The sequence below is a fragment of the Dendronalium sp. ChiSLP03b genome (assembly GCF_034531165.2).
Classification (GTDB): domain Bacteria; phylum Cyanobacteriota; class Cyanobacteriia; order Cyanobacteriales; family Nostocaceae; genus Dendronalium; species Dendronalium minutum.
The window spans coordinates 38,064-50,139 of record NZ_JAVRBR020000149.1; the positions used below are offsets into that span (position 1 = coordinate 38,064).

Genomic DNA, 12,076 nt, shown 5'->3' on the forward strand with positions numbered 1-12,076 from the left:
CTGCTCCTCTGCTCCCCTGCCCTCTTCTCACCGTCCCTCACGCGCCACTAGTACTGTCACATCGTCGCGATCGCGATTAAAGTCTCGGTATAAAATACCTGCTATTAAGCTGGGATGTTTGTAACTCAACCCTGTATAGCGTTCTAAGCGCCACTGGGTACTCAAGCCATCAGAATGTAGAATCAAAATGCCTGAAGGATGCCATTGGTAGGTAAATTCTTGGATTTTGCGGGCTTCATGACCAACTGTACCATTGTGGGAAACTAGGCTGTAGTTTTTGACTGGGGAAAGGAAACTGGCACCAATGTTACCTACTCCTGTAAAGCGAATGGACTGTTGCTCGAAGTTGATTTCTGCGATCGCAACAGCTGCTCCCCGCGTACTTCGCAGTGCCCCATGTGCTGCTTCCATAATTTCTTTGGGGCTGCGGTGGCTAGACTCTTCAAAGATTCTCACAGCTTCCAGAGAGGCTCTAGCGGCTAAGGGGCCGTGACCTAATCCATCTGCCACTAATAGTAGACTGCGCTGCTCGTTGATTTTGCTAGCCCAAGCATCACCGGAAACCTCTTCACCTGTTTTCGGTAGACATACCACCCCCAATTCTAGCTGTTCTGGCAGTGAGGCTGATACAGGAGCAGCCCAAAGCTGGCTGAGAATGGCAGTTCCTTCATTCGGACGGGAATAAATTTCAAATACATCCGAGAGGCGAGAGATTGCTCCTAAACCGTAGCCTGGAGTACCGGCAGTAGAAAAACCGTCGCGTAGGCATTCGTCGATATTATCAATTCCTGGCCCCTTGTCGAGGGACAAAATCTCAATACCCAATACATTCTGCTTATTGATGGTTTGCAGCAAGAGTAGCCCCTCTCTAGCGTGCTGTACTAGATTATTAGCAATTTCAGTTGCGACAATTGCGACCTTGCCTTTTGCCGTCTCGTTAAAACCAAGGCGGCTGGCTAGGGCAACTGCATTTCGTCGCGCTTCACCTGCCTGACTCGACTCTGATATGGGTAGGACGACGGAATTGCTCATAGTTTTACTTCCATTTTGTAATTGTGATGCAAGTTCCTTCGCCTACACGTGAAACAATATTAAATTCGTTTACTAGCCGTTTTGTGCCACTCAATCCCATACCTAAGCCGTTACCAGTGGTGAAACCATCTTTGAGCGCCAGATCGATATCGGCAATTCCCGGTCCTTGGTCTTCAAATGTCAGCCGCAAACCCCGTCGCCTGTCTTCTTCTAGGGTTTCCAGCTTGACAGTGCCACCACCCCCGTAGGTGAGAGTGTTACGAGCAAGTTCGCTGGCTGCTGTGACAATTTTAGTCTGGTCTACTAAACTAAACCTCAATTCTACTGCTAACTGACGCACCGCTTGCCGAACTAAAACGACATCCGCAGAAGATTCAATACTCATAATTTCAAACCTCTGCATACCCGTTGATGCTCCCCTCGGTGGCAGAGACATGAGACGCATCTCTACTTAGCGATGTCCGCAGTAGTCCCATGCCCTTCTCTACGTTTAAGGCAGTGTGAATACCAGTCAGAGACAGTCCTAACTCTACTAAAGTAATCGCTACTGCTGGCTGCATACCAACCACTACAGTCTGAGCATCGAGTACTCGTGACATTTTGGCAATATTTCCCAGAATTCTGCCAATAAAGGAATCTACAATTTCTAGGGCAGAAATATCGATTAACACCCCATGGGCATTGGTGGCGGCGATACGATTGGTAAGATCCTCCTGTAAAGTCATTGCTAGGCGATCGTGCATATCTACCTGAATTGTTACCAGTAAGAATTCGCCCATCTGAAGTATGGGAATACGCTCCATTAGACACTCCTGACTTTTTACTTAGCTTGGGGACGGACAATTGTAAACCCTGTGCGTTTCAGCGCCGTCAGGAACGCGTCTGCTAACGATGCCTTGGTAATCACATCTGTTAGATCTATTCCCAGGTAAACAATTGTTTGGGCAATTTGAGGGCGAATTCCGCTAATAATACAATCTGCACCCATGAGCCGAGCGGCGGTGACTGTTTTGAGCAAATGTTGTGCTGTCAATGTATCTACAGTTGGCACGCCAGTAATATCGATGATGGCAATCTCTGAACCTGTCTCAACAATTTTCTGCAACAGCGACTCCATCACCACCTGAGTCCTACCGCTGTCTAAAGTGCCGATCAGCGGCAATGCCAGAACTCCTTCCCAGAGCTTGACTACAGGAGTAGAAAGCTCTAGCAACTCCTCTTGCTGGCGCAGAATCACTTCTTCACGACTCTTTTGATAAGCTTCTATCGTCAAAAGCCCCAACCGATCTAATAGTGTTGTTGCTTGCCAGATATCTTCTATTAAGTCTGTGGAGTTTTGGCTGAGTTCTTGACGCAAATAATTAAAGAGTGGTTGTTTGAGCGAAAATACAAAAAGGGCAGTTTCCGAAGGTGTAAAACCTTGCTGCGATCGCGTGCGGGAAACACTACTCAGCATTTCTCTCACATTCTGCCACTCAGCTGATTGAATGTTAGTTAAGTTACCACCTTGTACCGCATTGCTAAACAAATAGAGAAATTCTTGACATTCCTCCCGCATTTGTGTTTCTTTAATCAAGCCTTTACGAGCGCCGACGGACATCAATTCCTGAATCCATTCTGCTAATATTTCGGCTTCATACTTTTTCAGAACATCGGGAATTTTACTGCCCCTGCTCGCTCCCATACATTGATTCCTTTCACTTAATTTCGATTTATGTATAAATCTATACTAAAGATTTTTGAGTTAACTAGCTCCATACCTTGGTTGAATTTTTTTAGTATGCGAACAACCAACTAAACTTGGAGGTAGGTATCTCAAAGCAACTTAGTTTATTCATTCATTAATTATAAAGATATTAGTGCCACACAAACTTTTTGTATCTCAATCAAATCAAGCTATTGGGAGGCAAGGGGCGATCGCTCACGCGATCGGAAAACCCGGAGTAAAAAGGGTTAAAGGAGAAGATAGAGTTCTCTGCCTCACACCTCTATCTCTGCGTTGGTGAGATTAATAGTTTTTGGTTTTACCCATAGCTATGCTTCAGTGTCAGCTGCTTGTTGTGTCACCTGATTCCCTCACTCATGCTGTAGCTGTCAACAAAAATGATTCTTCAGGCGATCGCTACTCGTTTACAATAAACTTTTTGCAAAAGACCTTAAACTGAACTTTTATAACAACAGTATTTTATTTAGTCATAGAAAAAGCAGGAGTCAGAAGTTAGGAGTACAGACGCGATTAATCACATCTGTACAAGGGAGTTCGTAGGGGCGCAATGCCTTGCGCCCTTACAAGAGTTAAGAGTTTTGGCGTTGCATAGTTGCGGGATGATTTAGCAACTTTTAAAATTCTCCCCCTGCTTCCTCTGCATCCCCTGCCTCCCCTGTTACCCCAATTCATCCCACTGTTATGCAACGCCAGAGTTTTTATATCTTCTTGTCCCCCCACTCACTTCAGACCTTAGTATATTTATCAATTATCTTGGCGAAGTCTGGCACTGCTTCCTCTACGTGTTTTTTAGCTGAACCGCGGAGTTTGTCATATGTTCCTCGCACGATTGGGCGCTTCACGCTCTTGACTCTCGCATCAGTAACGCCCAGCAGTGCTTCTGCCGTACGTGAGCGATTGGTATCGAGGTACTCAACTGGGTTGCCATTCTGCACGCCCTCACTCCAGAGCGGATCGAGCGCTGTGCAGTACAGCGGCAGGAGCTGCTCGACAACGTAAGGGATATATCCTGGCTTCACCCCTTTCAAGGCGCTGAAAGCAGTTTTCAGAGCAATGCCGCTGATACCCGACTTAGAAGCAAGCTGTGCTTCTATCATGTTGCAGCAGTCGTCTACGACCATAGTCTTTTTGTCCGGGTTCAAGAGTCCGTCGCTAAGTCCCATTACACTCCTCTTTAATGTCAAATTGCTTGATTTATCTTCAATTAATTTTCCTAGCTAATGGAATTTTTAGCTCATTTTGGTAATTTAAACAAAGGTAGAGCAGTAGAGCTATCATTAACCCAAGTTATATTTTGAGTATCTAATTGTACAGATAAGGTGAATCAGGGCGATCCACGTCCTGCTGTTTTCCATTGTTATGACTTTGTTTGCTAGGGGGTTGATTCATTTTTGGAATGATATCAAAAAGTTTCATTATCAGCCAATTTTTTCTAAGGACATGGCAAATTCACCTCAAATGGTTTTATGCTCCATCTAGAATTGAGTCGAAATAGCTCGGCTGATTCTCTTCGTTAGCGATCGCAACTATTTCTCCTTGGCACTACTAACCCAATAATTGCGTCAACTATCTTACGCTAAATTACTGTATTAATTTTCCTAGTACAGTAATTTAGTGTTCGTATGGAATGAAATATAACCAATTAACCTCATTTAGTAAGCAGAAGTAATGGCAAGTCAGTTTTGGGAAAAAAGCATAGGAGTTAACGCGATTTTAACTAACTTACTATCCAACCCTGTGCGATTGCTCATTCATCAAGGTTGGTGGCTTTTAAGGAAGCGTCTGTTGCCATTATTATTTTTGATATCATTTTTTGCAGTATTGCTACTAAACAGCTTTGCTCCTGCTGTTGCCCAGTTACCTGCTCAAACTCGTCAAGAAATTCGCGGGGTATGGCTGAGTGGTAACGATTTTGGCGTTTTTAGAAATCGCTCACAGGTGCAAGCAGCTATGAGCCAACTGCGGCAGCTCAACTTTAACACTGTTTATCCCGTAGTGTGGAACGATGGCTATACACACTACCCTAGTGCGATCGCGCAAAAAATCGGTATCCCCTTTTTCTTCAAGGGAACAGATGGACAAGATGTGATTGCAGACATCATTACCCAAGCCCGCAGACAAGGGCTACTAGCGATACCCTGGTTTGAATTTGGTTTCATGGTTCCCTTAACTTCGGAACTTGCATCCCAGCATCCAGATTGGCTGACACAAAAGCAGGATGGCACTCAAACTTCAATTAGTGCTGCGGGTGAAGTAGCGTGGTTGAATCCCTTTCACCCTGAAGTGCAAAAGTTTATCAGAGAACTCGTGATGGAAGTCATCGCTCAATACGATGCTGATGGCGTTCAATTTGACGACCACATGAGTTTGCCTGTCGATTTTGGTTACGATAAGTACACGATTAGTTTGTATACTCAAGAAACTGGCAATCCTCCCCCACCTAATCCCCAAGCCCAAGCATGGATAAAATGGCGGGCAGATAAAATCACTGCATTCATGGTAGACCTCTACCAAACCGTGAAAGCCCGAAAACCGAATGCCATTTTCTCAGTTTCTCCCAATTATTATGATTTTGCCTACAAGCTGCAATTGCAAGACTGGCTGAACTGGGTACGGTTGGGTATTGTCGATGAGTTGGTCATGCAGGTATACCGTAATGATTTGGAAAGTTTTATCGGTCAAATTACCCGCCCAGAAATTTTAGAAACCCAACAAATCATCCCAACTGGTATCGGTATTATGGCGGGGTTACGCAATCGCCCAGTTTCCATAGCACAAATCCAATCCCAGGTGCGAGCAGCCCAACAACGCGGTTTAGGTATCGGCTTTTTCTACTACGAAAGCCTTTGGGATATCGCGCCAGAACCAGCAGAACAACGACAGTCAGCATTTGCGGCTCTTTTCCCAAATTCAGCGTTACGCGACATCTCTGAAAATACACCCCGCCAGCCAACTTTTAATACCATATCTTTACCTTTATATCCAAAACCTTCCCTCGGCCAACGCGTTCGCGGCTATTTTCTGGAAGTAGCGATCGCCAATGGTCAGCCAAAGCGTGTTTTATTAGATACAGGGTCAGCAGGGCTGCGAGTACCCAAAGAGTTTTTGGGCAATGCTCCTATCCGCAGAACTGGTCAAAATATCAAGGAGGTATTAAGTGATGGTACTATTTTGGAAGGAGAATTAGTTTATACTAATGTCCGGTTTGGTCTGATTCCTGCCGCAGAACCCGTTCCCGTACAGGTTGTTACTAGTCGCCAGTGTACTGCACAAAAACCTAATTGTTTGGCAAAGAGTGGCGTGCCATTTTCCGGTGTTATCGGTGTCAATTATTTTGAAAAGGTACTTCCCTATAATCCGTTGAGAAAATTACCAGGAAATCTCAGTAACGGATTTATCGCCATTGGTAACGGTGGTAGTAACAACAATGGCAGTTTAATTCTCGGTTTAACCGTCGACAATCAAAAAGGTTTCAAAATGGCTTCTTGGAGTCAACAACCGGATATTAATGGTGTACCAGGTAAAAGATGGGATTCTCGACTCAGCAAGGTTTGTTTAACTATTGCTGGAAGTTCTGCTAAAAATGCTTGTAATGGCAGAATGATAACTGATACTGCAACTATTAATGGTTTGACTGAATTTAAGTCAGCTGCCACAGCAGGCAAACTCAAGCCAGGAGTATTACGCTCAGCAAATGCTCTGAAGGTAGCAATTAATGGTATTTTTGATTACAGTATGACACCAGGAACCCGCGATGGATTTAATCGTTGGAATTTGAGTATCTCGCCACAAGCAGAACTTCCTATATTTGTGAATCCTGGCATCGCGTTTTTTGATAAATACGATGTACTTTTTGACCTAGTTAATGGAAGACAGGGTTTTCGCAGTCGGCGGTAAGTTTGTTCCTGGTAATTTGCTGGAGAGTTTCGCTTTTTAACTACGATTATGGTGCGATAGTGGCTCAGAAATAAAGCTAGCTCATCAGACCGTGAGTTGTTCAGCGAGCGTCAAGCTGACACCACCCGTAACCTGATGCTAGAGTATCAAAAACTAGCATCATGTTTATTTTTAATAAAAGGATAACTTGTAGTTAAACAAAGAAACAAACAATATATTTAGAGTATCAAATCAAAATAACAGTAAGTAACTATATGCGTTTACCTATCATTATTAGTGCGGGATTGTTGCTATCTTTAGGTCTGAATATCCCAGCGATCTCTCAAACTCAAGTGCAAATAGCACAAGCACAGACAAATAATAATTTGAATTTAAGGCGATTAAAATTTAACCGCAATTTGTGGAATCAGCAAAATATTTACAACTACCAATATACACTGAGCAATGGTTGCTTTTGTATACCTGAAGCTAGAGGGCCAGTAGTTATTAAAGTACGTAACGGTCAAACAATTTCCATTACTTTAGCTGATGGTCAACCAGCTAATCCAGAATTTTTTCAAAAGTACAATACAATTCCCAAGCTTTTTGATGTCATTCAAGATGCTATTGAACGTAAAGCATCCAGCTTGAATGTCCAGTACAATCATAAACTCGGCTACCCAATGCAAATTAATATAGATTACAGCAGTCAGATAGCCGATGAAGAATTATATCTGACAATTGAGAATTTTAAGAAACTTTAAATATTGCTTTGATGAACTTACAAAGCCATACAAAAATCGAAATACCATCTCACCAACTATCAAGCGTCTAAAATTTTGTAGAACCAATTTTCAAAGCGATCGCCTAGTGCTTGGAGAGAAAATTCTGTTTCTGCTTGGTGGCGGCAGGCTTTTCGGTCGATCTCATCAAGGCGAGCGATCGCATTTATCAAACCAGGAACGCGATCGGGTTCTACTAAAAAACCAGTTTTGCCATCTTGGATAATTTCCGCCGGCCCACCCCGACGATAAGAAATGACTGGTACTCCACAGGCTAGACTCTCGATTGTCACATTTCCAAATGCTTCTACCCAATGAGGTGTCATCAGCAATGCCTGACACTCACGCACTACTTGCTGCATTTGATTTGTTGATAAAAATCCCAGGTATTCCAAAGGCGCATTTGGGTAGTCCTGACAAATTTTTTGCCAGTATAAATCATCCTGAATTTTACCCATAATCTTTAGAGGAATATTTGTAGCTTGCGACGCTGCGACTGCATCCTCTAAACCTTTTTCTGGAGCAATTCTACCTACCCAAGCTAACTGTTGTTTTGGTTCGCGGCAAAAATCATACAGTGATAAATCAATGCCATTACTTAAGACAGCAGACTGCTGCTTAAGAGCAAAAGTAGCAGCTTGTGTTTGAGTATGGAAGCCAATCGTATTAGGAAACTGCTGTGCTACTTTTTTGATAACTCGATCTAGGGCGTTACTCAGTGAACCCATACTGACCAAGTGAGCGATCGGTCGCTGGAAAAAAGGTGTGAGGTAGAATGGTAACCAATCGTAAGCAAAATTTACAATCAAGTCATAGTTAGCTTGAACTTGACGAGCATAATCCCACATATTTGCCAGCAGAGAATTTTCTGGCATGGTAATGGGATCTGTACGTTTCTGGCTTTGGGCAATAATTTGTAAATTACCAGGAATTTGCACCAAAGATAAATCATTCCAGGTAGAACCTGCGGGGGCGACGATTTGCAGGTGATGACCCCGCCGAATCATTTCTTGGGCGACATTATACAGAGTCAATTCCACGCCACCGCCGAGTCCACTACCGAGGGGGCCAACAGGAGTGGAAACAAAGAGTAATTTCACAGTTTTGGCAGAAACGGTCATTCATTCAAGAATCGATATATCCAGTAAATCTTAAATCTTTTGATACTGCCTAGCTTTGGTAGATTAATCAAACTACCATTTAAATGTCAAAATGATAAGATACAGCCCCTTCTTCATTCACTTGAAAATTCGCATTGAATTCTTTAGCTTTCTCATCTAAATATTGCCTAGCGATTACTGCTGGTAGTTGTGAATGCATCGCAAAGCTTAAAACAGTTACGCGCCCATGATTTTCTTGTAGCATTTGATAAAAAAGAGATTGTAGGCGATCGCTTACTTGTTGCTGAATGGCCTTTTCCTCACGCTTGCCTTGACGGTATAATGCTACGCTTAACCATCCACCCAACACCATAGTAGGAACGCCAAAAATTAAACCTTGTGTAGCGGTAGCATTAAGTACATAGAGAGCTTCTGTATTAGGAAAATCTACCACTTCCTCTGCATCACCTGTTGGGATTTGCTTCAGTATAGTATTTTTCGCAAGTACCGCTGAGACTGATAGTGTTAAAAACATGAATCCGAGTGTTAGTAGCCAACCCGCAGCTAATTTTTCAGCAGTCTTCATAATTCCACTTCAGATTTACACTGTTCTTGCGATTTTAACCTTACTTGCTAAAAGCTTCCAGTAAGAAGAAGTGAATATAGGGGCTGGAGAACTCGCAACCCACTCTGGGGATTAGGGACAATGGAGACTAGGAAAGAGTTAAAAGATTATATGTTAACGTGAGTACGATAAACCAAAAAGCTTGAAAAGTTTAAGTAGCAAAGATTAAAAGAATTAGTGATTCAGAAAAGTGTCAAAATTTATTGACAATGAACTCAATAAGCATGATGAATTATAGCAACAGCTACAGGTAGCACAGAATTTACTTCAATCTGGGATGACGATCGCACAAATCAGCCAACTTACTGCATTACTTGAAACCGAAGTGCAAAAGTTACAAAAATTACAGGTATCAAGGTAGCGATCGCTTTAGAATTTAGAATTGTTTAATCTCCCCATTCTTTGATCGCAGAAAATAGTGATGAGTAATCATCATTAGCAAATGACATTTTTACTGCTGTTTGTAAGATTTGTCGCACACCTTTAATACTGCTGAGATCCAAGCCACGGGATTTAGCTTCAGAGATAAACAAATCTGTATCTTTTAGCAAGTGCTTTGTGGGAAAATTAGGATTAGCATAATTTCTATCCAACATTCGTTGCAGCTTTTTGTCAAAGGTAGGCGCGTAAAGTGAACTGTCGCGTAGGATTTGCATAAATAAATCCACATCAACACCCTGACGCTGAATAAAAGCAAGACTGAGGGCAAAGCTAGTTGTTAGAGAAGCAATTAGTTGATTTAGTGCCAATTTTAGCGCAGCAGCAGTTCCCACTGGCCCTACAAGTAAAGGTTCTGGGCCAAAATTTTGCAGTAATTCTAAATGGTTTTGATATTGCTCTGGTTCAGCACCTACCATCACAATCAGCTTGCCAGTTTTTGCTTCTGGAATGCTACCAAGTACGGGTGCCTCTATATATTCACCACCCCCCCCAACTACTGAGTCTCTAATTTCTTGGCTTTCTGTGGGAGTAATTGTTCCCATCTGGATAATTGTGCGTCCTTCTAAAGTTCGCCAAGAAGTATCTGAAAGCAAAACATGATATATAGCTGCGGCGTTTGTGAGCATGAGAATAATGCACTCAGCCGCACGAATAGCATAGCGGGGGTGTGTGACAATTTCCGCACCAGCTGCTTGTAGTGGTGCTAATTTTTCTGGGGTGCGGTTATAGGCAACTACCTGTATATTTGCTGCTAACAATCTTTGAGCCATGGGTAGTCCCATGAGTCCAGTTCCCAGAAATGCCACCTTCATTGTTCACGTTCCTTTAGTACAGCGTAGGCGAAGCCCGTCGTAGACATCGCGTTTCGGTTGTTTGATTGTTATTTACTAGAGAGCAGTGATTTAAAATTTAAGATTCCACCTCAACTTCGCTACTCCCTATTCCCTACTCCTTAACTTTAGCGATCAGCCACCTGCGGCAAAAGTCACCATAATTAGAACTGACAGCAAAATACCGGGGGTAAGTAGCGTCACTAACAATAAAAGTTCATGAGCAGTCATAATTATTACTTTCCTATTATTTTTGAGTTTAGAGTAATCAATGTAATGCTAATCCATATCAGACTGATACAGCATTCTTAAAGAGAGTTTTAACTTTTTAGATTTACCTTTACTCTGGTACAGTTAATCCTTTTAGCGATTGAGATTTTTCTTGTTCTGTAAGTCCTTTACTTTGAACTAGGACTCCAAAACCGCCCAGTCTGGTGGGATCTAGTAGTTGGTGTAATGACTCCCGCCGTTGCAGCAACTGTGAGAGAGGTATCTCTTGATGGGAGAGGGCAGCAATGCGACTTCCCAAACCCAATGCCATCAAAAATAAACCCTGCTGCATAAAACCAACCTTCTCTAACCTGCACTGCTCACCCCATCGTTCTAAAGCAGTAAAATCAACATGGGTTGTAATGTCTTGTCGCCCGACATTGATATAAGGGTTGTCGTGATAGCGATGATGGTAGTAGCACTGTAGCGTTCCTTGCGATCGCCTGGGATTATAATAACGGCTGGCAGGGTAGCCATAATCAATTGTTAACACATACCCTCTTTGCAAGCGGTCTGCTACTATACTCAACCAGTCGAGAGCAGCTAAATTAATCTCACTGCGATACCCATCTGCATAAGTCCTTTGACCAAAATCAATCCCTACCAAATTGAAATATTGTGCTAGTTGCTGTGTAGAAGGTTCCCCTGTCACTTCTACAAATTCAAAATTGGATCTCTCCCCTATGAAAGAGTTTTCCTCCTTCTGCCTTTCTAGGGAGGTTAAGTTCTGCGGCGTTGTCACGTAAATTTCTCGCAGTTCCCCCGCCTCTAATATAAATTGATGCACTGGGAATGCGTCCACCAATTCGTTAGAAAAGAAGCAGCCAGTAATTGATTTAGTTGGTATCTCCTCTAAACTGCACCAACGCACTGAGAACTTCTGCAAGCGTTGCTCTTGTTCTTGCCTTAATGTTGGTGACTTTTCCACAATGACGTACTCTAGCGCCGCAAAGAAATCTGGGTAGTGCAACTGATAGTAATTGAGGATATGCAACGCCAAGAGTCCTTGACCTGCTCCCATTTCTACCAAAGAAAAAGGTACGGGTCGCCCTAAAATTTCCCACATCTGGACAAATTGTTCTGCCAATAACTCGCCAAAGTCATTGCCAAGATTGGAAGAGGTGAAAAAATCACTGCCTTTAAATCCAATTTTGACTGCATTGCTGGAATAGTAGCCGTATTCCGGATGATACAACACCATGTCCATATATTCAGCGAAAGTAATTCGCCGTTGGGGACTAGCAGCAATACGATGAGTGATGGCTACACACAGCGTCGGATTGGAATCCATAGAAAAACTTACGAATTAGGAGAGAGGAGGTAGAGGGACAGAAGGGCACAGGAGAGAATTCTTAAATAATTTCTCTGTGTTCCCATGTCTTTCCATCTCCCTT

The 12,076-nt window shown here is 42.9% G+C and carries 12 protein-coding genes; 3 read left to right on the plus strand and 9 right to left on the minus strand.

All coding sequences use genetic code 11. The features are described from left to right. Window positions 1-27: 27 nt before the first annotated feature. Genes RMY31_RS34580 through RMY31_RS34595 form a run of 4 tightly spaced genes read right to left on the minus strand, consistent with a single transcriptional unit; the run spans window position 28 to window position 2,716 of the window. The gene (locus RMY31_RS34580; RefSeq protein ID WP_322659260.1) at window positions 28-1,032 is read right to left on the minus strand and encodes an ATP-binding SpoIIE family protein phosphatase; all 1,005 of its coding nucleotides are present in this window, start codon (window positions 1,030-1,032) and stop codon (window positions 28-30) included. Between the two features lie 4 nt (window positions 1,033-1,036). Beyond that, window positions 1,037-1,417: an anti-sigma regulatory factor gene (locus tag RMY31_RS34585; RefSeq protein ID WP_322659261.1), complete on the minus strand. Its 381-nt coding sequence runs from the start codon at window positions 1,415-1,417 to the stop codon at window positions 1,037-1,039. 4 nt (window positions 1,418-1,421) lie between these two features. After that, a complete protein-coding gene (locus RMY31_RS34590; RefSeq protein ID WP_322659262.1) occupies window positions 1,422-1,835 on the minus strand; it encodes an STAS domain-containing protein in 414 nt (137 codons plus the stop codon). A 17-nt stretch (window positions 1,836-1,852) separates the two neighbouring features. Next, on the minus strand, window positions 1,853-2,716 hold the full coding sequence (locus tag RMY31_RS34595; protein WP_322659263.1) for an STAS domain-containing protein: 864 nt from the start codon (window positions 2,714-2,716) through the stop codon (window positions 1,853-1,855). A 175-nt stretch (window positions 2,717-2,891) separates the two neighbouring features. Here RMY31_RS34595 and RMY31_RS34600 point away from each other — a divergent pair, with 175 nt between their 5' ends. Further along, entirely contained in the window at window positions 2,892-3,038 is a 147-nt protein-coding gene (locus RMY31_RS34600) for a hypothetical protein (RefSeq protein ID WP_322659264.1), read from the plus strand. Between the two features lie 445 nt (window positions 3,039-3,483). On the opposite strand, the gene RMY31_RS34605 is transcribed toward RMY31_RS34600, so the two are convergent. Continuing rightward, window positions 3,484-3,921: a DUF6918 family protein gene (locus tag RMY31_RS34605; protein ID WP_322659265.1), complete on the minus strand. Its 438-nt coding sequence runs from the start codon at window positions 3,919-3,921 to the stop codon at window positions 3,484-3,486. 505 nt (window positions 3,922-4,426) lie between these two features. Between RMY31_RS34605 and RMY31_RS34610 the strand changes: the two genes are divergently transcribed. Further along, entirely contained in the window at window positions 4,427-6,655 is a 2,229-nt protein-coding gene (locus RMY31_RS34610; protein WP_322659266.1) for a glycoside hydrolase family 10 protein, read from the plus strand. 254 nt (window positions 6,656-6,909) lie between these two features. Beyond that, window positions 6,910-7,398 carry a DUF6174 domain-containing protein gene (locus RMY31_RS34615; RefSeq protein ID WP_322659267.1) on the plus strand — a complete coding sequence of 163 codons (489 nt, stop codon included), beginning with the start codon at window positions 6,910-6,912 and terminating at the stop codon, window positions 7,396-7,398. A gap of 59 nt (window positions 7,399-7,457) precedes the next feature. Here RMY31_RS34615 and RMY31_RS34620 read toward each other — a convergent pair whose 3' ends face one another. The 4 genes from RMY31_RS34620 to RMY31_RS34635 all read right to left on the minus strand — a co-directional run bounded on the left by RMY31_RS34620 (window position 7,458) and on the right by RMY31_RS34635 (window position 11,973). Beyond that, a complete protein-coding gene (locus RMY31_RS34620) occupies window positions 7,458-8,537 on the minus strand; it encodes a glycosyltransferase family 4 protein (protein WP_322659268.1) in 1,080 nt (359 codons plus the stop codon). 79 nt (window positions 8,538-8,616) lie between these two features. Continuing rightward, entirely contained in the window at window positions 8,617-9,102 is a 486-nt protein-coding gene (locus tag RMY31_RS34625) for a hypothetical protein (protein ID WP_322659269.1), read from the minus strand. A gap of 425 nt (window positions 9,103-9,527) precedes the next feature. Beyond that, window positions 9,528-10,394, minus strand: a complete 867-nt coding sequence (locus RMY31_RS34630) for an NAD(P)-dependent oxidoreductase (protein ID WP_322659270.1) — start codon at window positions 10,392-10,394, stop codon at window positions 9,528-9,530. A gap of 358 nt (window positions 10,395-10,752) precedes the next feature. Continuing rightward, on the minus strand, window positions 10,753-11,973 hold the full coding sequence (locus RMY31_RS34635; protein WP_322659271.1) for a class I SAM-dependent methyltransferase: 1,221 nt from the start codon (window positions 11,971-11,973) through the stop codon (window positions 10,753-10,755). Between the last annotated feature and the right edge of the window lie 103 nt (window positions 11,974-12,076).